This is a genomic window from Paenibacillus sp. GD4 (assembly GCF_030846225.1).
GTDB lineage: Bacteria > Bacillota > Bacilli > Paenibacillales > NBRC-103111 > Paenibacillus_G > Paenibacillus_G silviterrae.
This window is the reverse complement of sequence record NZ_JAVCYK010000002.1, coordinates 421,098-443,498: the sequence shown is the minus strand read 5'-3', so window position 1 is coordinate 443,498 and position 22,401 is coordinate 421,098. Positions and strand designations below refer to the sequence as shown.

13 protein-coding genes and 1 pseudogene are annotated in these 22,401 nt (G+C 49.8%); 2 read left to right on the top strand and 12 right to left on the bottom strand.

Translation table 11 applies throughout. The annotated features are described in order from the left end of the window. Positions 1–34: 34 nt before the first annotated feature. Together RAC89_RS25115 and RAC89_RS25110 are read right to left on the bottom strand one after the other, a co-directional pair. Entirely contained in the window at positions 35–1,156 is a 1,122-nt protein-coding gene (locus RAC89_RS25115; protein WP_306616477.1) for a Ger(x)C family spore germination protein, read from the bottom strand. Then, entirely contained in the window at positions 1,146–2,663 is a 1,518-nt protein-coding gene (locus tag RAC89_RS25110; protein ID WP_306616476.1) for a spore germination protein, read from the bottom strand. The genes RAC89_RS25115 and RAC89_RS25110 overlap by 11 nt, the downstream gene beginning before the upstream one ends. 232 nt (positions 2,664–2,895) lie before the next feature. Here RAC89_RS25110 and RAC89_RS25105 point away from each other — a divergent pair, with 232 nt between their 5' ends. Further along, positions 2,896–3,453: a DJ-1/PfpI family protein gene (locus RAC89_RS25105; protein WP_306616475.1), complete on the top strand. Its 558-nt coding sequence runs from the start codon at positions 2,896–2,898 to the stop codon at positions 3,451–3,453. Positions 3,454–3,513: 60 nt separating this feature from the next. Here the strand turns inward: RAC89_RS25105 and RAC89_RS25100 are convergent, their stop codons facing one another. The 4 genes from RAC89_RS25100 to RAC89_RS25085 all read right to left on the bottom strand — a co-directional run bounded on the left by RAC89_RS25100 (position 3,514) and on the right by RAC89_RS25085 (position 11,524). After that, positions 3,514–8,040 carry an Ig-like domain-containing protein gene (locus tag RAC89_RS25100; RefSeq protein WP_306616474.1) on the bottom strand — a complete coding sequence of 1,509 codons (4,527 nt, stop codon included), beginning with the start codon at positions 8,038–8,040 and terminating at the stop codon, positions 3,514–3,516. A gap of 57 nt (positions 8,041–8,097) precedes the next feature. After that, the gene (locus tag RAC89_RS25095) at positions 8,098–8,967 is read right to left on the bottom strand and encodes a carbohydrate ABC transporter permease (protein ID WP_306616473.1); all 870 of its coding nucleotides are present in this window, start codon (positions 8,965–8,967) and stop codon (positions 8,098–8,100) included. Between the two features lie 19 nt (positions 8,968–8,986). Then, the gene (locus tag RAC89_RS25090; protein ID WP_306616472.1) at positions 8,987–9,886 is read right to left on the bottom strand and encodes an ABC transporter permease; all 900 of its coding nucleotides are present in this window, start codon (positions 9,884–9,886) and stop codon (positions 8,987–8,989) included. Between the two features lie 75 nt (positions 9,887–9,961). Further along, positions 9,962–11,524 (bottom strand): extracellular solute-binding protein, encoded by a 1,563-nt coding sequence (locus RAC89_RS25085; RefSeq protein ID WP_306616471.1) that lies wholly within the window; start codon positions 11,522–11,524, stop codon positions 9,962–9,964. Between the two features lie 304 nt (positions 11,525–11,828). Between RAC89_RS25085 and RAC89_RS25080 the strand changes: the two genes are divergently transcribed. Beyond that, a complete protein-coding gene (locus tag RAC89_RS25080) occupies positions 11,829–14,171 on the top strand; it encodes a helix-turn-helix domain-containing protein (RefSeq protein WP_306616470.1) in 2,343 nt (780 codons plus the stop codon). 102 nt (positions 14,172–14,273) lie between these two features. On the opposite strand, the gene RAC89_RS25075 is transcribed toward RAC89_RS25080, so the two are convergent. From RAC89_RS25075 to RAC89_RS25055, 6 genes and pseudogenes are all read right to left on the bottom strand, one after another. Further along, positions 14,274–16,307 (bottom strand): pectate lyase family protein, encoded by a 2,034-nt coding sequence (locus RAC89_RS25075; protein ID WP_306616469.1) that lies wholly within the window; start codon positions 16,305–16,307, stop codon positions 14,274–14,276. 19 nt (positions 16,308–16,326) lie between these two features. After that, positions 16,327–17,637, bottom strand: coding sequence for a right-handed parallel beta-helix repeat-containing protein (locus RAC89_RS25070; protein WP_373430105.1), 1,311 nt, complete (start codon positions 17,635–17,637; stop codon positions 16,327–16,329). Continuing rightward, positions 17,620–18,132: pseudogene (locus RAC89_RS31775) on the bottom strand (3-keto-alpha-glucoside-1,2-lyase-like domain-containing protein); the annotation flags it as partial. The gene RAC89_RS25070 and the pseudogene RAC89_RS31775, both read right to left, overlap by 18 nt. Positions 18,133–18,303: 171 nt before the next feature. Continuing rightward, complete coding sequence (locus tag RAC89_RS25065; protein ID WP_306617779.1) at positions 18,304–19,293, bottom strand: glycosyltransferase family 2 protein; 990 nt, start codon at positions 19,291–19,293, stop codon at positions 18,304–18,306. 32 nt (positions 19,294–19,325) lie between these two features. Further along, complete coding sequence (locus RAC89_RS25060; RefSeq protein WP_306616468.1) at positions 19,326–19,841, bottom strand: dolichyl-phosphate-mannose--protein mannosyltransferase; 516 nt, start codon at positions 19,839–19,841, stop codon at positions 19,326–19,328. Continuing rightward, a complete protein-coding gene (locus RAC89_RS25055) occupies positions 19,772–22,378 on the bottom strand; it encodes a glycosyltransferase family 39 protein (RefSeq protein WP_306616467.1) in 2,607 nt (868 codons plus the stop codon). The genes RAC89_RS25060 and RAC89_RS25055 overlap by 70 nt, the downstream gene beginning before the upstream one ends. Positions 22,379–22,401: the final 23 nt, after the last annotated feature.

Genomic DNA, 22,401 nt, shown 5'->3' with positions numbered 1-22,401 from the left:
CCGGTTTATTTCATAACTAACAGAATTCAATGGATCATTCGCCTGTACCGGTATTTACAATTTTTACTTCAACACTTACGTTGGTTGTGAGCTCGGAGTAGATCTCGTTGTAATGCTCAGCATTCCATTGTGTTGACCTGCTCCGGATGAAATCCCCCAAACCAATCGGATCCACATGGTTTTTCTTGCAGAATGATAGAAGCGCGCTGGCTTTGCTTTGAAAAAATAAACCCATGTTTTTTTCAAGCTCCAACAGCGTCTCTTGGGACATCAGATCGATCCTGCTTGTAATATCCGTTACACTCACCTGCATCCTGAGATGAATGGATACAGTCGGAACCAAGTTTGTTGAGTTTATGCTATATTTCGCTTTGGAGTGAATACTGTTCACTAGAATAAATTCGTTCGGCTTTGAATCCGCTAGGATACTTTCGAGCGGAACCATATAGCTTCCGCCCTTCGAGTCTTCGATCAGCATCTTTAACAAGAAAGTATCTTTAATGTCGATTTCGGCAGCCTTTTTATCATTTCGAAACAACACTAATCCGTCGATCTTCACGTTTCCCCGCTCCACTGTAACCCGCGGCAAAAACATGTCACGGCCTTCACCGTAAAAGTTAAATAAAGAGGTATGCAGGTTGGATGATGGTACATTCCCGGACTTCATGTTTTGCTCAATCATATCCGATAAAAAATACGGCTTCTTGGATTTGCGGATGATTTCCATCAGTTCCGAAGCGTCACGATCCGCGACGGCAAGCTGAAGCCGCGATGAGATTTTCGGATCTCGAATTAAGCTTTCAAGCTCATTGGATACTCCATTTTCCGAAAAATGCTTGCCGAACAGTACCATCCTTAGTTGACCATACTCAATGGGCTGTGGCGTTTTCGTATTTAATCTCGGAACCGTATCATAAATGGAATTTGATTCCGTGTCCAATAGCTGCAGGTCCGGCTGCCCCTTTTCCATATATCTGGAAACCAGTACCGTGCTTTTAACTCCGGTCCTTGAGGTGTCGAAACCAATGGTTTGAATAAGTTCAATCTTATTCACAATATTATTTGGGGTACAAGCGGTTAAGCCGATACTTAAAAATACGATCAATAGCAGCCTTATTACACGGTAGAACATGGCTCCCTCAACTTCATTCTTCATCGAAATCATTACTCGTCTTAACAGAATCAGGCGTATATCTATGGATTGTCTTCGGCCTTAGATAGCTGGGTCTTTTATTTAGAAATTGATAAGAAGACCGTATAAAGCTGTCTTCGAAGTCTCTGAATCTAAGTGGAGCAATCGGAACCGAATAAGGAGAACCCAGTGATTGTAAGCGCGTGATATGAACAAGCAGAAACCCAATTCCGATAAACATCCCTAATCCTCCCCATATGGCGGAGAGAATAATGATCGGAAAGCGCAAAAAGCGTATTGTATTCGACATTTTATATATGGGTGTCGCAAAGGAGGCTAAGGCTGATGAGGCGACAATAATAATTAAAATATTGCTCGTTAGGGCTGCTTCGACCGCAGCTTGTCCGATGACAATACCTCCGACGATACCGAGTGTTTGGCCAATCTTGGTTGGCAGCCTAGCTCCTGCTTCGCGAAGAAACTCGATCGTAATTTCTAAGAAAAGCACCTCGATAAAGGGAGGAAACGGAACGTTTTGTCTGGAGAAAATGAGCGGACCCAGCAAATCCTTCGGAATTACCTCATAATGATACGTTGTAATGGCAACATACATGGATGTCGCAAATAGTGAAAAGATAACTCCAAAAAATCGAATCAATCTGAAAAACGAGCCTAATATCCAAGGAAGATAGTAGTCTTCAGGGGAAATGAAAAAATCAAATAAAGTAGAGGGTCCCGTTACAAAATACGGAGAACCGTCACTAATGATGGCAACTTGACCGCTAATCAAAGCGTAAACCACCCGGTCTCTGCGCTCAGTGGATAGAAATAATGGAAATGGGGTTAAGGAATTATCGGACATGATTTGATCCAACTGGGTGGAATCAAATACGACCTCGAAATCAATATCCGATAGCCTTTGTTCAACGATCCCGATATACCTTTCGTTGGCCACTCCATCGATATAGACTACGGCCACTTTGGTTTGAGAAATGCTTCCTATGGTAAATTCTTTAACGATCAAGTTCGGGATATTGATTTGATCTCTTAATAAACGAATGTTCGTATCGATGTCTTCCACAAAACCGACCTTAGGGCCGACAACGCTAAACTCATTTTCCGTATCGTTATTTGTTCGCATTCCTTGTTTGCTCGAAACGTTAATTAACGCGAACGCAGCATCATTTTCGTGAAGTCGAACAAGAGCAAACCCCTTGAGCAGCTTCGACTGAATGCGCGAGACCTTGTCGGTAATTTCTATATTTTCGATGGGAATCCAAGACTTGATCTCGTCAAGAGTCTTATATTCAGAATCCAAGGAGCGGGTTTGCAGAGTGTGAATTACATGCTGTTGCAGCAACTTTTGGTCGATTAGCGTTTTGTAATAGGAGATGCTGATCGGTTGATTTGGCATAGAAATTTTTGTACTAATGAAATCGCCGGATCGGGCGGACATCTTCAATAATTCGTTAATGTCATTAAATTTACTTTTCAAATCCGATTTTGCGGTTCCGGCTCTTTTTTGCTTCATGAACTCCGTCTCCAGATGTAAGGTGGGATCATGTAAGTATTTTCTTGTATTTAATCCACTTTTATACATTTTTTTCGCAAAACGATATGACCTCATGATAGTCTCCCCTTCTTGCTTCTCTCCTTTTTTGCGACCCGGGAACTTTCGACAATTCCCACCCATTTACAATACCGTTGATACAATATCATAATAGATGTTGGGTGCCCATAAATTTCCAAGGAGTGAATCGTTAATGTCTAAGAAGATCCTTATTTTGACGGGAGACGCAGCGGAGGTATTAGAGGTGTATTACCCCTATTTCCGGGTGCTGGAGGAAGGCTATGAAGCGGTTATTGCCGCTCCGGCGAAGAAGGTGCTGAATACCGTTGTTCACGATTTCGTGGAGGGCTGGGAGACGTATACGGAAAAACCGGCGCATTTGCTGCCTGCTCATATCGCCTTCGCAGATGTGAACCCGGCCGATTATGCGGGATTGATCATCCCTGGAGGAAGGGCACCGGAGTACATCCGCAACCATGCGGAGCTTCCGCGAATTCTTAGCCACTTCCTGGAGGAGAACAAGCCGGTCGGGGCGATATGCCATGCGGCTCAGGTGTTTTCCGCCTTGCAGGATACCCGGTATTTTGAAGGCAAGACAATGACGGCTTATACGGCCTGCCGCCATGACGTAGAGAGGCTCGGCGCGGTATACGGCCCGGAAGCCTTGCATGTGGACGGCCAATTGGTCACCGGCCATGCTTGGCCGGATTTGCCCGGCTTCATGCGGGAGTTTTTCAAGCTGCTCCAATAAAACTGACAATAAAGTATGAAAAGAGGAGGCTCCCCAAGTGGAACAGCCTCCTCTTTGCTATTATTCTTCCATCCTCTTCCTCGCAAGGATTGCGTGGATGTCCCGAAGTAGATACAAAGCTGCTTCCGTTCGGATATGCTTGCCGGTCTGCGCTTGAACCTCATGTAGAAAGGCTTCCGTTTGACCGGTATCTAATTTCTGAATGAGACTGTTAGCAATCCCCGTATTGTCAATCCAGGACCTTTCAGTGAATTCGTCGATCAATGTCTTTAGTGAACTTACATCGGCATATGTAGAGAACGTTACTGAAGTATCCTGCATATTCCCGGCAGCATCGCTGACGTTTACCCTAAACGTATGGGAGCCTAAGGGCAGCGTGTACAGTGGAACAGCGGATCCCTGCTCCACAGTCACACCGTCCAGGTACGCGATCGTTTTGTCGGGCGCCACGCCGGACATCGCATCGGCTGTTGCCCAGGATAGTGTCAAGGTTTCCGAGTCCGCATAGGCTCTGGCAGCAGGCTGAGCGACGGATAGCACCGGGACCCCGTTATCCAGCTTGAAGCTTAGGGATTGAGCGGCTTCTCTGTTCCCCGACAAATCAACAGAACGATATAACATCGTGTATTGGCCATCCTGGCTGAACGTGATGGGGCCGGTATAAGTCGCCCATGTCCCGCCGCCATCCGTGCTATACACGCTGTTTGTCACACTGGAACCCTCATCAGAGGCATGCAGGGCAACCGTCACGGGGGTAGTATACCACCCGTTCGTACCGTCAGGCGTCGCCGGCGTCATCGAAGCCGTGGTCACGGGGGCGGTCCGGTCTATCAGCGTAAATTTGATGTCGTCAAACCAAAATTCGCTGAAGCCGCCCACATAGAAGCCCACCGTTCCTGACGGATTGTGTTTGGGATCCATTCCCTCCAGCTTCAGTTCGCCATTCACAAACACCCGAATTGAGGCCCCATCGACACTTATTCGAACCTGATATTCTGTATTCGGGCTCAAATCCTCATAAGCTAAATTTTTTGATTGCAGCACAGCCCATGCCGCATTGTAGAGAATCCACTGGGAAGTGCCGTCCGCATATTTCCGGTATCCGATCTTGCCCGAGCTGCCGGAGGCGGAACGGTCATAGACGTAGAAGGTTCCCAGGTCTGGCATCGCTGCAGGCGTCCTCAGCTTGAAATTTAGATCATAGCTGGTAAAAACCTTCGGATGAAGCGCGGAGGCTCCCTTTACGATTTTGTACATCTTATTGCCGTTCACCGTAACAACGCTGCGATTCGGATCGACCGGCCACCCGTTCGCTCCCGAATCAAAATCAGTATAGTGTAAAATGTCCGATACCAGGATCCGGACGGTAGCTGTCGCTTCCTGATTGGCAGCTGATGTAACGATGATCTCGGTCTCCCCTTTCGCAAGAGCGGTTATCGTACCCTCCGCATCGACAGTGGCAACCTCCGGATGGATGGAATGCCAGAGGAGGGAACGGTTGGAAGCATCTGAAGGATCGAATTGGACCTGGAGCTTCTGCCGTTCGTCTACTACCATGTTGATGCTGCTCCTATCCAGCAGCAAGCCGGCAACCTCTGTCGTGGGAACGGAGAACTTGATATCGTCGAACATGAGATAGCTGAAGCCGCCGGCATAGAATCCGACCTTACCGGAAGCATTGAATGTCGGGTCGGAGGCCTTCAGCTTAAGCTTGCCGTTGGCGTAAACACTGATCTCCGCCCCCTTGACGATCATCTTAATGTGGTAGACAGTATCCGGGAGAAGATCCTGGGTGGTAAGCGTGTTCTGCTTAACCGTACCCCAAGCCGCATTATAAAGAATCCAAGAGGAGGTACCGTCCGCGAACTTCCGGTATCCGATTCTGCCGCCGCTGCCGCTCGGATTCAGCCTGTCGAACACATAGAATGTGGCTAATTCCGGAATTTCAGCCGGGGTCTTCAGCGTGAAGGTCAGCTCATAATCGCTGAAGTCGTTCTCATTCAGTGCAGTAGCACCCTTCAGAAGTTTATACATATGGTTGCCTCCGTCAACCTCGACGATACTCCGATTCGGATCACTCGGCCATCCGTTCCGTCCGTTCTCAAAATCCGTATAATCCATGATTCCATCGCCGACCTCGACGGTAACGATCACCTCATCCTGTAAGATCGGGTTGTCGGCAGAGACCGCTGTGACGATCGCGCTCCCCAGATTGATTCCTTTCAGCTTGCCGTCCTCATCCACCTTCACGACCGACGGGTTGCTGGAAGTATACTGCAGTTTCGGGTTTGTGGCGTTCCAAGGAAGCACGGCCGAGTACAGCGTATACGATTTGCCGATGCCGATAGTGATATTCTCATCGTACAGCTTGACTTCTTGTACAGGAATCACTTCCGGAGACAGATAGGGTCCGGTCTTGCCGTGGATGCCGATCTCATGGAAAGGGATCGCTTGGAAGTCCGGGATCTGCTGGAATACCTCCGCATCCGGTTTTAGATTCAGATCACCGCTTGCTAGATTCACGAAGCCCGGGTCACGGTCCGTTATCCAGTTTTTCGCGTATTGGACCAGATTGAATTTATCATACGCCCCTTGCGCGTTCGTAGTGCTGCTTCTCGTTTTCGTCGGATTGTACACGACATTATTCTGGAACGTGTTGGTGTCCGGATAATACCGGTTTTCTGTGAAGAAGTTTGCCAGCTCGGGGTATTTCACTAAATGCGGCATTCCGGCAAAGTTGTTATATTTTTCGAACAGAGCCTTCCACTGGGGCATGTAATTTTTAGAGATTTGCTGGTCAGGGCCGCTGCCCAAGTAGAGATCCGCGTAATCGTACGGAACTTTCGCGTCGATAAAGAGGTTGTTGCGGGTACGGATATGAGCACCTCCGTTGTTAAGAATGGCGGAATTGCCCATCCGGTAAAAAATATTTTCTTCAATCGTCAATCCCATGGTGAAATTGTCAGGATAGACTCCCTGCACGCCGGCCTTGCCCTCTCCTATGTGATGGAAGTAATTCCTGCGGATCACCGATCCCCGTTCATGCGGCGAAGCGCCCAGATTCATATAGATCGCGCCGAGGTCCGAGAAGGTTTTGCATACATCATAGATGTTGTTGTATTCCACCAGATGGTCGTTGCCGAAGATCAGGATTCCGGGATGGGGCGCGTCATGGATTTCGCTGTGGGATACGCGGTTCCCTGCTCCCGTCAGGATTACGCTGGGGTTATACGCTTTATGGTAGTAGGCAAAATCATGGATGTGACTGTTCTCCACCGCGTTGTTGCCCGGCTCCAGGGTAAGCCGATCGCCTCCGTTTAGAATGACTCCCGTTCCCCCGATATGGTGAATATGGCTGCTGATGACGGCATGGTTCACCCCTGTCGCTTTGGCGAAGTCGTTGTACAGCCACCTGCTTTGGGTGTTGATCAGCACGCCGCCGTTCGTGAAGTTGCGGATTTCACAATGCAAGAACCTAACATGGCTGCCGCCCATAATTACTGCTGCAGAATCCCTTCCGTTCTCTAGGATCAGGTCTTCGAAGGTCACATAAGACGTGTTAACGGCATTAATAAGCGGTGTCTTCAGCATAGAGACGGTAATTTCAGGTGCATCCGTTTGAAAAGCGGCCGTCGGCATGAAATATAAAATGCCACGGCTCCGGTCGATGTAATACTCCCCGGGCATATCGATCTCTTCCAATAAATTCTGAGCAAAATGGAAATCGGGGTACCAATTTTTGAACAGACCGCTCATTTCCCCGTAAGCTAAAGTAATGGTCTTATTGGCCGTATCGATGGCCGCGACCTTGTTGTACGACCATTCCCAGCTGTACCCGAATATGCCATCCAGCCATATATCATTCGCTTGTGTCCAAAGCTCCGGCCGTTCATAGGTGTAAGCGAAAGTCCCTCCTCTTGTCTGCAGATCGGGGTCCTTACGAGTCGGGCCCGGATCAAGTATATTTCCCATCTGGACGGTACCGTTATTGGGCCAGCGGGCCAACGTCATGCCTTGGCCGTCGATGTACAGCTCCATGGGAGGGACTTGGCTGACGTCATTTGCTTTGTAATAACCATGACGGCTGATGACGCCATAATCGGTAATGCCGTGGCCCATCAGATCGACCTGAAGCACCTTCGCTCTGGCGTCCGTGCTGATGATTCGGTTAAGGACGGAAGAGTCCGTTACCGGGGTGAACCAGCTCTTCTCCAGCTTTTTGCCTCCGTTCAACCGAACCGATTCTCCGGGATAGGCTTGGTACTTGATCGGCTTATCCGCCGTTCCGGAATCCTGCTCCTCCAGCAGGAAGCTGCCGGTACGGTTGTAGCTGCCGCCTCTTAAATAGACCGTGACGCCGCCGTCAGGGAGCCCGGAGCTTTGCTTCAGCTGCCGCACGGCATCTCTAGCCTTCTCCAAGGTAAGGAAGGGAGCCTCGAGTGTTCCCGGGTTGGAATCACTTCCGGTTACCGATACATAATAGGTGGCACCCGAGTCCGAGAATTCCCCCGCTTGAGCTCCGGTGAACGGGAAACAAAACAGCAGCAAGGCAATGACCCATAAGACAATAATCTTTCTTCTTCTCATCTTCATCCCTCCAAGTCGAATTGGACTTCCGAAAGGGACCCGTTTGGTCCCCCGGCTCTAGCCCTTTACCGATCCAATCATCGTTCCTTTCTCAAAGTATTGAAGTAAAAACGGATACAACACAATCACCGGTAAAGTGCAGACGATGACTGCAGCCATTTTCAGACTTTCCGGGGCGGGAGGAGTCGTATCGGTGGCTGTCGTGAACGGATCCAGCTTATTTTCAATGAGGATTTGCCGGACCACTTGCTGCAGAACGAATTTGGACTGATCGGTGACGTACAGCAGATTATCCATAAAAGCGTTGATATGGTGAACCAGCGACCAGAGCCCTATGGTTACGAGCGACGGAATTGACAACGGCAGTACAATGAGGAACAGGATCCTCATATCCCTAGCACCATCAATGCGGGCCGCTTCAATCAGCGCGTCCGGTATGGATCGGAAAAACGAGATCATCACAAGCACCTGGAAAGCATTAGCCGCTGTCGGCAGCACGTAGACCCATCGTGAGTTCAGCAGGTGCAGCTCCTTCATTAACAAATAGTTAGGCACAATACCCCCGTCAAAAATCATCGTGAAGAGAAGAAGCAGCACCAGAATACGCTTCATGGGGAAATCGGGACGCGAGAGCGGGTAAGCGGCGCAGACGGTAACCAGCAGCGTCAGGAGCGTGCCTGCAGACATACGGAACAGCGTATTCATGTAGCCCGTCCAGATGAACGGATACTCCAGCAGCTCCTTATAAGCTGCCCATTCGAAATCCCGCGGGATGAAATGAAACCCGCTGCGGAGCGCTTCCCCGCGGCCACTGAAGGATACCGAAATCACGTGGATAAACGGATACACAACGATCAGCGCCAATAACGATAACATAGCGTAGATGATAGCTGGAGCGATAAGGTCCTGCCATTGTTTTGCCTTCATGACGTACTTCCCCCTGCTTCTACCATAACCCGCTCTCTCCGCGGCTGAGCTTCCTCACCGTGAGATTGGATCCCAATATGAGCAGTAGTCCCACAAGCGACTTAAACAGGCCGATGGCCGCCGTGTAGCTATATTGGAATTGCTGCAGACCGACACGATAGACATAAGTATCGATGACATCGCCGGTTTCATAGGTGACCGGGTTGAGCAGATTGATGATTTGTTCGAAATTTGCGCTTAAGAAACCTCCCAGACTTAAGATAAACATGATCGCTACCGTGGGCATGATCGACGGAATATTGATCCTGGTCATTCGCTGCCAGCGGTTCGCTCCGTCGATGATAGCCGACTCCTGCAGCTCCGGATTGATTCCCGACAAGGCGGCGAAGTAGATGATCGAGCCCCAGCCCAAATCCTTGAGAATAGCGGAGCTCACAACGATGGTTCGAAAGTACTCCTTTTTCCCCATATAGAATACAGGCTTCCCTCCGAACCACCCCACAATTTCAGCAATAACCCCGGAGGTCGGCGAGAGAAAATAAATGATAAGACCCGACATGATGACCCATGATACAAAATGGGGCAAATACATCGTCGTTTGAATGAATCTTTGGAAATACCGGGACCGCACCTCATTCAGCAAGAGTGCCAGAACGATCGGAGCAGGAAAGGCAAACATCAGCATATACAGATTCAGGAGAAGGGTATTTTTTAGAAGACGGTAAAAGTCGCCATTACGAAACAACTCTGCAAAATGCTGGAATCCAACCCACGGACTCCCCCAAATGCCGTCTACGACCCGGAAATCTTTAAATGCAATGATCACGCCGTACAGCGGTCCGTATTTGAAGATGAAGAAAAAAGCAAAAGAAAACAGAAACAGCGCGAGCAGCTCACCGTGCTTGGTAATGGTTCTCATGCTACACTTCCTTGAAACACGGACCGGCAAGCCCGCAAGAGCCTAATCCGGCCTTGCGGAACAGCCGTGCCCGGGTTATTTTTTGAATTGCTTCTGGTACATCTCGTTGGCTTCCTTGGTCAGCTGGTCGCCGCCCTTGGCCCTCCACTCCGTTACAAATTTATCGAAATCGCTGAGCGGCAGCTCCCCGCTGATGATTTGGGCGAAATATTTTTGCATCAGTGATGTCAGGTCCTTCTTATACTTCGCGTCGGAAGGCAGTGCCGAGAACAAAAGCGCATCGGTCCACCGCGGGGCGGAGGAAGTGGCTTTGATCGCGTCGTTCAGCTTCGGATTGGAATACTTCTCGCGATATGTCTGGGTCGTGATATTGCCGAGCGAAAAGAGACGAACGCCGGTTTGGTCGCGCTGCTCCTGCTTCTCGAAGCCGGCCAAGAACTTCGTGGCACCGGAGGTTGCGCCGTTCTCCGCGAAGTCCCAATGGGTTCCCTTCACCCCAAGGCTGGTCATATTGATGGTTTCCTCATCGCTGCTCTGAGCCCGCAAAATTTCAAACAGCTTTTGAAGCTTCTCCGGCTGGTCCTTCACCTTGTTGCCGATGACGACAAAGTTGCTCTTAACCCCCCAGTCCCACGAGCCGTCGCCGCCGGGACCCTTCGGGTTCTTGGTAAATACCAGCTTGGCGTTCGGATTCAAGGACTTCATTTCCGTCACGGTTGAGGAATCAGGAAGCGCCCCTTTGCTAATCTGCTCCTCGATGACTCCGATCCGGTTGTTGTACAGCTTCTTCCTGTACGAATCCTGTGTATCGGTTATGAATTCAGGGTCAATCACTCCATCGGCATACCACTGCCGGAGCTTGGCCACGGCTTCCTTCGTCTCAGGCATAATGGAGCCATTTATGATTTGTCCGTTCCTTTCATGCCACATCGTCGGCTCCACGCCGAACGCTCCGAAGATGGAATAAAAGCCGGAGGACCATGTCGACGTTGCCGTACCGGTCAAGCCGTAGGTATCCTTCTTGCCGTTGCCGTCTGGGTCGTTCTGTGCAAAGGCATAGACGGCCTTCTCGAATTGTTCCAGCGTCTCGGGAGCCTTCTCGATGCCGACCTTATCCAGCCAATCCTTACGCCACAGCATGGCCAGATCATACGGCTTCAGGTCAATGAACATGGGGATGGCCCAGAGTTTATTGCCGAAGGTAACGGTTTGAAAAAGAGCGTTGTTTTTTTCGATATCCTTATAATACTCAGGCATGTTTTCCTTTAACATGCTCTGATCAAGGCTCATTAGTACGCCTTGGCTTTGGTAGGCCGCTACGTTTGCGGGATCACCCAGCATGAAAATATCCGGAATTTCTCCGGAAGCGATACTGGCATCGGTCACTTTCACAGGTTTGATTTTCACGTTGAATTTTTGTTCGAGCCACTTCTGCACCGGAGAATCGGTCACCACTCCTGAGGCCTGAAAGTGAATGCCCCAAGTGATTTCCACGGGCTTGGCGGAACCGGAGCTTACGCTTGGATTGCTACCGGGCATGGTCTTTTCATTTCCGTCCGAGCTGCAGCCCGCTAACAAGCCGGCTGCCATACTAGCCGACAGAACGGCACAGCTTATCGTTTGAACTCTTTTATGCAAAGGAATCTCCCCCCTGTACCGCGTTTGAATGATCCGCATCCTGGTAAAGCACCCGGCCGAGTGATGGGAGCGGTTACAATCTCTACGATAGTCTTACGTTTTGAGCTTTACAATCCTTTATTTCGATTCTATTTATGTTTTTGGCCATAACCCCTGTAGGAAACGGTTTATGTTATTCTGTTTTTCGTATGTTTTCCGGGCATCCTCTATTCAGATTTCGTAACTATGGTATAATTTCCCTGTCAGTGTGTCTATATGTCCTTCAATTATGCAAACGCTACCATGGAGATAAGGGGTGATTGCCATGTGGAGATACCGATCAACCAACAATAACACGATGTTCGTTAAACTGCTTCTATCCATGACCGCTATAGCCGTCGTCACTGTCATCCTCATCGCTACGGTCACTTATTCCATCTCGGCGGACAACAGCATCCAAAACTCCATCGGGTACAACGAGTCGATCTTGACACAGCAACAGGAGCTCATTCATAAGGAGCTGGCTGCCATTAAAAATGCAGCCATCGGTATGATCATGACTCAATCTTATTTGTACCACACGATCGACGGCAGATTAAGCGTCGGTTCCCTGATTGATTTAGCAGGCTTTGTAGAGGAGCAGAAAAAAATCAGTCCTTACATCGACTCCATCTATTTGTATTACGCCCCCTTAGGGCTTGTCGTGACTTCACGTCCTGAAGTAAAGACCTCCCCTATTTCCACCTTTGCGGACAGCTCCTGGCTGGATGTATGGAAGCAGGAATCGGAGTCCCGCACGCTTTGGATCACAGGGAGGCCGAACGGCTTCGCCCCGGACCGTCCCGCTGCCGGACTGATCCAGAAAATGCCGTTGATCGGTCAGGTGGAGGGTGCCATTGTGATCAATTTGAAGCTGGATCTGCTGTTCGCCGACTTTTTAAGCCATTACCATAATAAGAAAGGTACCACATTGGTACTGGGGCCGCGCGGGGAGATACTGTTTTCCGAAAGCGCCACGGGGGAGGCCTTGCTCAAGCGCTTGGACTTAGGGCGGCTGTCCGCCGGGAGCGGCTCCTATATCGACGATTCCAACCGGATCGTTTCCTATACGACCTCGGGGCTGACCGGCTGGAGCTTTGTCGATATTACCGAGCGTTCTGTGCTCCTGCAAGGGATGAACCGGATTAAGTACATCGTATTCGTCGTGGCCGTGATTTATATAACAGCTGCTTTCGCCATCTCCTTTTATTTATCTAGAAGATTGTATCGGCCGCTTCAAAGCGTGATTTCGTATATTAGCGGCTCCGAGTCAACAGACCGGGATAACGCTATGGGAACCCCGCCTGCGGGTGATGAGGCCGGCTTCATCCGTCATATCTTTGAGCAGCTGACCCGCAACAAGGAGACGCTGATGAGGGAGAAACGGAAGGTCGACTCCCTGCTAACCGATAATCGTACAGCTATTAAGGAGAAATATTTAAACGATTTGATCCAAGGGGGCGGCAAAAGCGGCTCGGATCGCGGTTCGGAGCACGCGGCGGAGCTGTTGGGACTTCGGGTGGATTTCACCCGGTTTGCCGTACTGACCATGGAGCTTGAGGAGCCTTATCCGCTGAAGGGACCGGACGGTGCATTCCATTTCCACTTGTTCCATTACGGGCTTATGGAAGAGCTGGAGGCGCGGGTTAATGGCGAGATCTTCGCCAAGGATGATAAACGGACGGTGATTCTCCTCTCTGTTCCATCGGAGGAAGAGGACTACCCGTTAGAGCAGGCTAAAGAGCTGAAGGAGCAGTTGCTTGCACGTTACGGTTTGTCCGTAACGATTGCCGTCAGCCGGGTCTATTCGGGAAAGGCATCGGTAAGAGCTGCCTATGAGGATACGCTGGAAGCACTCAATCTGAAAATCTACATTGGCAAAGGCGAAATTCTTCCTTACTCTATTCTGGACATTGGGAAGGCGGAGGAAGAAGCTTATTATTACCCGTATGGGCTGGAAACGAAGCTGCTGCAGGCTCTGCTCCAAACGGACATGGAGGTGTGCACCGCCGCTATCCGGCAAGTCACCCGTACCGTGATTGAAAAGAAACTGAGTAAAGCGAACATTCAGCAGTTATATTTTCAATTGAGCGGGGAAATCGTGAAGGCATTGGTTCAAGCCGGGGGCGATATGTCCGCGGCGTTCGGCGAGCGGCCGTCCTGTGCGGACGCTCTGGCTCGTGCGGAAACATTACAGGACATGGAAGTGTGCCTGTTAGACATGTGCAGCCGGATCATCGCTTATCATCGGGAGAAGCGTTCCAAGATGACGGATGTTACTCTGCAGCTTGCGACGGATTATATGAATGAGAATTTCAACAAGAATATATCGGTAGATACGATCGCCGAATACGTGCAGCGCAGCTCGTCCTATTTAAGTCGAATTTTCAAGGATGCTACTGGGATGACCGTGAACGACTATTTGATCCAGCTCCGGATTAAGCGGGCCATGGAGTTATTGAAGCTGCCCCACCTCTCCATGGAGGAGATATGCCGTGAGATCGGTTACGCCAATGTCAGCTACTTCAGCAAATTATTTAAATCCCGCAGCGGGCTAACACCAGGGCAATTTCGTCATCAGCAAGCGGCGGACCAGCTTCTTGCACAGGGGAAGGAACAACCGGAATGAGTTGTTTTTCTTTATATAAATACGATTAATTGCATAGATATGCACCCGTGAAAAAAATATCGCGCCGTTGAGCTCCCGCTCTTCGGCGCGATATTTCATCCGTTAATAGCTGGTTTTCAGCCAGTTTACTTTGGACCAGTTCAGCTTCCCTGCACCGGAGCCGTCAGCTGCTGTCAATCGGCTCTTTAACGTGGACGGGTCATCCAGTGAATAGCTGTACGGCAAGGTACTGAAGCCATTCCATGAGAAGACTTTGACCGGAGCCGGTACAGGTGCAAGCGGGCTGCCTGCTGAATCGCTGCTGCCCCTGAAGTTTGTACCGTCTAAGGAATAAATCGTATCTAAAGCACGGATTTTACCGGTATAGCTAGGGTCTGAAGGATCAGCCTGATTGTTTCGTACCGGCGACATTACACCGATAATGTGGGAATTTTCCAGTAGCACAGCCCCATCTTCAGTGGAAATAGCACCGTTGCTCGTTACGCCAAATTTAAAGCCCTTCGCAGTGATGGCCGTTTTCATTTCGGTCGTCAGGAGCTTACTGGCTTCATGGGCATCGTAGGCATCCATAACAATGTTGTAAGCATGAGCATTGCCACCCCGTAAACGCGGCATCCGATCCTGGATATCCTTGTAATAGTTGTGATGCAGCGTTACCTGCAATGCGGCATTATCGGATGCAAACTCGGTCGACCCAACCAAATGTCCCTTCTTTTGTCCGGCAGCGATCTTCATAATATCCTCTTTGCTCAGGAGCGTCCGCAAATAATTATACATCGGATACGAAGCGCGATTCGCCTCAAGTGCATTAAATTGCTGGGTTCCGAAGCTGGTCGGACTAAGGTCGTCACCTTTGAAGGTGGACCAGGAAATGGTAACCCCGTTGCTTCCCTTTTTCACATCGACCAGGCCGTCATAGGCCTTGTTGAACGTGCAGTGGTCAATCCATACCTTGCTGGTGCTGCCCTCTACCGTGATGTAGTCCCAATCGTTTCTGTCATAGTCCCCTTTCGTACTCTCATCCCATTCCCACAATTCGTCAAACTCCAAATTGCGAATGATAATGTTGGAGCTATATTTGATCGTAAAAGCAGCATGCTTAATCTTCGCTCCATTGGCCGAGAAAATCGTCAGCCCGTTAAAGGAATCAATGTAAATTTTGCTCACGCCGGTTTGAATCAATTTGGGATGCGTTAATGCGGTGGAATGCTGCGAGAATGGCATTACCTTTGCTTCAGCGGGAACCTCATTCCAGCCGAGGTTAAGGTCGTTCATGATCTCAATGACTTTCACCCCGGAGTTTCTCTTCAAAGCAAGGGCAAGATCGGTGGCATTATACACCTTTCGGTAAAGTGCCGTATTCGTTTCAGAGACATTCCCCCCGCCCGTATTTCCTGCAGAGAAGCCGGTCAAGTTATATTGCGCTAAAGTACCTGCCGGTGGTGGCGTCGGAGTAGGCGTTGGTGTTGGTGTCGGAGTAGGTGTCGGTGTCGGAGTTGGTGTAGGCGTTGGCGTCGTGCCTGTAAAATCAGCTGCCTGAACGTTATCAAACCGCACGACGGCTTTCCAGCCGATAAGTCCAATCGCACCGCTGCTTAGGGAGCTGTCCGTCGCCGTCAGCTCAAGCACTCCGTTGACATACATGTTGATAGTTGTTCCGGACATCTCCAGCTTGACTTGATAGGTCGTGTCGGTTGAGATCGTCTTCGACTTGCTGACTAGAACCGTTGTTGTTCCACTTACCTTTTTGCGAAGCTCCAGCCCCGACGCGCTTAATGTTGCGCCGTAGTAATTATTACCGTCCTTGTAGCGTCCTGCGACAATTATTCGGTTCGCATTAAAATTCATCACTTTCACGTCGGCCGTTACGCTGTAATTCGTCCATGATTGCGTTCCCGCCGTGGCACGCCCTTCCGATCCGGTATCCGACTGAGTATAAACGTAGTTGCCATTATCCTGAATAACGGACCATGATCCGTTTGTTGTAGCCCACCCATTTGCATCTCCATCATTAAAATCATCGCTGAACAAGGTTGCCGCTTGAACCGTGTTTGACGGTATCACCGCGGTCAGTAAGGAAGCGGTCAATACAAGCGAGGTAAGGACAGCGATTCCTTTTTTCCAACTTATATTCATGAATGGTTCCTCCTGATCGTTAATTTCGAATATAGCCGATATCGGTGCCGTTCAAGCCCGCACCCTTCAAATCGCTTCCGTCCGCAAGCTTGAGGAAGCTGCCGAGATTCGGGGAACCGTCCGCATTGCGCGTGACAGCGGGCGTTAGGCTGATAAAGTCTGTATTGCCGGCAACGAGACCTTTGCCGTTCGTACTCACGTTGTTCTTCCACCATACATTGGTGCTTTGTACATCGGTGCCGCTTGTTTTGTCGCTCGCCGTTGCTTTATAGGCCAGGTTGTTGGTGAATACATGGGTTCCAATATCGAAGGCGAAGTTGCTGCCCGATTTCAGCCCGTTATTATAGGAAGTATTATTGGTTAATGTAATCGATCCGGGATTGCTGTTATAGGTAAAACCATGCTTCTTGTTCTCGAAGGCTACGGAATTGATGACCTTATGGTTTACTGCAATTTGTTCGCCGCCCAGCTTATAACCGTTTCCGTCGCTGTTTGTTGTCGAGCTGCCGTCCGAGGTTTGACCGTTGCGGTAAGCGACACTGTTTCTGATCGTAACCTCACCGATCGCGCCGGTGTCCGTTTTCGTATACAAATCCCAGCCGTCATCCACGTTGTATGCTGCGATACATCCGTCAAATACGTTGCCGGGTCCGATCGTCAGCTTGGCAGCGAAACCATCGGCATCCTCACCGTTATCCGGGTCGAAGTTATCATGGGAATATACATTGATGATCTCATTATAGCTGGGCCATTCGCTCTTGGCGGCTGTCGATGCATACCGGCTGAGTTGCACGCCCGAATCCCGGTTATGATGCACGTCCAGATTCTCCAACCGGTTATAGTTTCCGCTCACGAAGATGCCGTTATCCGCCGAGCCTTTGATTTCAAGCCCCTTGACTATCCAGTAATGACCATTCACTTGAAGCCCTCGCTCGTTGAGTCCGACGTTCGAAGCGTTGTAGGACTGCGAAGAGAAATCAAGCACCGGCTTTTCACTGCCGTAAGCTACGATGGATTTTTTCGCGCTGGCGGTACCGTCATTGCCACGAGCAATCGTGATTTGTGATGAGTAAGAATAAGTGCCCCCCCTCATATAAATCGTGCCGCCCGGAGCGATGCTGGTAATCGCTTTGGTAAGGGTCGTCGGAGAACCGATGCTTCCATCGTTCGCATCGGTTCCGTTCGGAGCGACATAAATAACCGATGAGGGGTTCGGTGTAGGTGTAGGTGTAGGTGTAGGCGTTGGAGTAGGTGTAGGTGTAGGTGTAGGTGTAGGTGTAGGTGTAGTACCTGAGAAATCATCCACCTTGACGTTGTCAAACTGAGCTATGGATTTCCATCCGATTAAACCGATGGCACCGCTCGTGATCGTGCTGTCTGTCGCTGTTAACTCCAACACTCCGTTGACGTACATGTTGATGGTCGTACCTGACATCTCCAGCTTTACCTGGTAGTTCGTATTCGCCGAGATCGCTTTGGACTTGGCGGTTAGAACGGTCGTCGTTCCGCTTACCTTCTTCCGGAGCTCCAAACCTGACTCGCTCAGAGTCGCACCATAGTAATTATTGCCGTCCTTGTAACGCCCGGCGACAATCACCCGATTTCCGTTGAAATTGCTAACCTTTACATCAGCAGAAACACTGAAGTTCGTCCAAGCCTGTGATCCGGAGGTGGCACGCCCTTCCGAGCTGGTACTGGATTGGGAGTAGACATAATTCCCATTGTCCTGAACCACCGACCAGGAACCGTTTGTGGTAGTCCAGCCCGCAGCATTGCCATCATTGAAATCGTCGCTGAACAAAGTGGCGGCGTGAACAGGCAGCATGCTTCCGAACAAGGAAGCACTCAACGTCAATGCCATCAAGAGAGACGTTTGTTTACGAACATGTTTGTTTCTTTTCACTTGAATTCCTCCTTACGAATGGGTTTCCTTTCGCCTTCCTTGTAGCTCATATATTCATCGAGTAATGCAACCACCTCCTCCAAAGGATATACCTTACAGATGAACGACCTTCTCCTTCCACCGGCTCCGATCGGACAAAGCGGCTTCGTCATAGCCCATTTTTTCCTGAATAATGTACAAGGGTCTCCCCTTCGATTCGTCATAAATTCGTCCGATATACTCCCCGATAATGCCAAGAATCATAAGCATTACTCCGTTAAAGAACAAATTCAAAGCCACAATCGACGCCCAACCGGTCACCGTGGAATCCGTAAACAGCTTTTGCCAGAGGACAATCATGAAGTACAGGAAGCTGATGCACGATAATAAAAAACCTAAGTAAGACGCCAGCTTTAAAGGCTTATAGGAAAAGGAGGCTATCGCGTCAGAGGCAAAGCGCAGCATCTTCTTAAGAGGGTACTTCGTTACCCCTGCCCAGCGCTCCTCGCGCACGTAAGGTACTGCAGTCTGACGGAAGCCGATCCAGCTCACCAGGCCCCGAACGTACCGGTTCTTCTCCCTCATGCCTCGAAGCGTATCGCAAACTTTACGGTCCATAAGACGGAAATCTCCGGTATCTACCGGGATTTCGAAGCTTGTGAGGGATCGGAGAAACCGATAGAACATGCGAGCCGTCCACTTTTTAAACAGCGTCTCTCCCTTTCTGCGGATTCGCTGACCGTATACAACATCGTATCCCTGCTTCCATAACGCGATCATCTCAAGCATTACCTCAGGGGGGTCCTGCAGGTCGGCGTCAATAATGAGAATCGCCTGTCCTTGGGCATAATCCACCCCTGCGGTGATAGCAATCTGATGTCCGAAGTTTCGGGAGAATGTTAGGAGTCGCAGGTGCGGGTCGCTCCGACAAAGCTCACTAGCTATCCGGTTGGTTCCATCCCTGCTGCCATCATCGATGAAGAGGATCTCATAGGACTCCTCGAGTGTTTCCATCACCCTTGTTAATCGGCAATACGTTTCATGGAGTACCTCTTCCTCGTTAAACAAAGGCACGATCACGGAATAACGAATATCACCGGTCATCGTCTTCATCCTCTCCGCTTAAGTATGAAAGTTCAGAAAAAAATCCAATGCTTAGACCACTGTAACAGGTGAACGGCGTACGCTCTTGGAACGGTAAGCCCTGTAAGTACCGGATAAAAAAGAAGAAACACGGCGGCCACAGCGGTCAAATAAGCATAAAAATATTTCTGCGCAGCTGGAATCGCTTCAATCAGTCTTTGGCTGACATACGTAATGGCTAAAATGATAAAGGGAACCATGGCCAAATAATGATAAAGGAAGGTAATACGGGCGACAAACATCCAAGGGACATATTGAGACAAGAAAGCAATGAGCAGAAATAGAGGGATCCATTGACGACGGGTCCACGCAGCAGCCGCTACTGTAATCATGGATAGGAGTCCCACCCACCACACGAGGGGATTTCCAATGGCAACAATACTGGAAACGCGGTTACCGGGCAGCTCGGTCCCCCCATAGTACCAAACCGGTTTGCTCATCAGAGGCCACTGCCACCAAGACGAGCTGAAGGGATGGGTTGCCTGTAGTCCGGCATGATAGCTGAGCATATGCTTCTGATAAGTAAGCAAATCCGATAAGGTGCGACCCGTTCTGGCTGCTTGAAACCAAGGGATATACGATGCAGCATATACGATCGCCGGGACCAGTACGAACCAGCCTGCACACCATAGAATGGTGAAACAGGCATACGCGGGAAACACCTGAACCTTGTGCCGAATCGATTCCACTGGTTCATGCCTTCTCTTCGCGGGCTTGGCGTTCCGCCTCTCAAGCTGACGCCGAGCCTCACGATATTCCTGGTATCGCAGGAGGAGCGAGAGAAAGAACAGGATTGCAAGCCCGCTGCCGGCATAAAGCGAGATCCATTTGGTAGCGACGCCCAAAGCGAAGAACATGCCGACCAAGCCAAGGGAATAAACGATTTCAGTAACGAAACTTCATAGAAGCTGGTTGTACAATAACGATACATGAAATAAAACATCAGCAGAATGAAGAAGCCTGCGAATACATCAATCGTCGCAATTCGCGACTGCACGAAATGAAGACAGTCAAAGCCCAGCAGCAGCGTTGCAGCGAAGGCATACCGCGTCTGTCCGAACATTCGCATGCCAAACAAATACATGACCGGCAGCATAGAGATGCCAAAAACCGCCCCTGCGATCCTCCAGCCGAAGGGATTCATGCCGAAGAGTAACGTTCCCGCAGCAATCAGCAGCTTGCCCAAGGGGGGATGCGTGGATTCATAAGGCTCCATACCTACCGTGTGCTCATAGGCCGTTCTGGCATGATAAATCTCATCAAAATACATACCGTTCATAAATGATGCCTGATATGCTGCTTTTTCTTGCTCATCGAATAGCGTATTTATTCTCTCATCTACACCAACAACAAGTATAGGAGTCTTCCGCCCCGGTTCATAAAAAGCAAGCTCATAGAGCGTGAAGCCCGGTCGATCTACTCTGATCTTGACATATCGGGCATCCTGGCTTGGGGCCATGATCTGCCAAGTGAAAACGTTCGGAACAGTCAGCTCCCGGGACATGCTCCCCGTCCAATTCCGCCCATTCGCAGAAAAGGCCAAGGTAAAGGAGCCTTCCCCTATGCCGGGCAAAAGCGTCAACCGGTCGATCGTGAGGGGGCTGCCCAAATCAATTGTAACCTCCTCACCTGCCGATGCAGGCTTCCAGTACGTCTCCGGAAGCTTCGTGGAGCCCAGCTGGACCAGAGAAAGGACGGAATAAGCGCAGACCAAAAGGGCTAGAAGGAACGTATCCTTTCTACTCCATTGCAGCTTGAATTCCTTGGGTACTATGCGGATCGCTAATGGGCTTCCGGGGGAGTTCTTTCCAGATGGTGGAACACTCGGTTTGTTCCTTCCGGATTCCAATAGCCTAGTATCGTCGCGAAGGAGCATGGTCCAAGACACATAACACAGGTATGCGAACAATCCAATGTTGGCTAGCGATATTATGATCAGGAGCGGATCCCATGAAGGGATAAAGTACACCCTCCGGTAGCTTTCAAGGAGAACTTGAGCTACATTCATCAGCTGCGTTAGACTGAGTCCGATGAAAATGTACAACAAACGCCGATCCCTGCTATAGATAAAGCTCAACAGACAAGGAAGCAAAGCATAGTACAGATACCGTTCATGCATCTTCGTCATGAACAGGAAAACACCGGTAAGAATCAGCGTTCCCAGCAAGGGCAGCTTGAAAGAACGGTTTGCTCCCTTCTCATACAGAAATGCAGCATAGCCGATGACAGCACAAGTGAACAGAATTGCCCAGGCTTGGAAGGAAACGAAAAGAAAAGTCTGATCGAGAGGAGCGAAATTATTGCCGGTTAACGCCCATATATTGTACGCATTCAAGCTTGCGTAAGGGTAAGAAGACAGCGTACCCGCATACAGCTGAACAATCCAGTGAAGTCCCTTCTGCATGATGAACGGCAAGAATATGAGAGCAAACGTCCCGATTCCCTTTAGGAACGCCGCAGCAAGACCCTGGAAGCTTCGTCTTCGTACCAAATACATGAACAGTAAGGGTCCGAGCAGCAATGCTTGCGGTTTGACCGCCAGTATGATTGCATAGGCAACAAATGCTGCAGACAGCCGCTTTTGTACTAAAAATTGAATAAGAATAAGAACCCCTAGCATAAATACGGAGTCTACTTGCCCCCAAGCAGAGGAGTTGGCCAGGACCGCCGGATTAAATAAGTACAGCAGAGCAATGCCGGCGGAGGCCGTTTCGCCAAACCGCCTTCTTGCTAACCGAAATAACAGGTAGGACGATACGATATCCGCCATAATAGCCGGAAGCTTCAGCAGCATCACCATGGAGGCTGACTCGAACGGAATATTGAATAATCGGCGGATTGTACCTAGAATATAGAGTACATAAATGTAACCCGGAGGATAATCGGCAAAGATTCCCTGAGAATAAAAGGCGGATAACCCTTGGGTTGAGGCGGTATGGGCCCAGGCGGTAAAGGTTTGTATATCCGCCTCGTAGCCCGTGATCAATCCGGCAATAACAAGGCGTAGAAGAATTCCGATACTCAAATACAGATAGAGTGCTTTCATGGAATGCTCATCTTGCCCTTGCA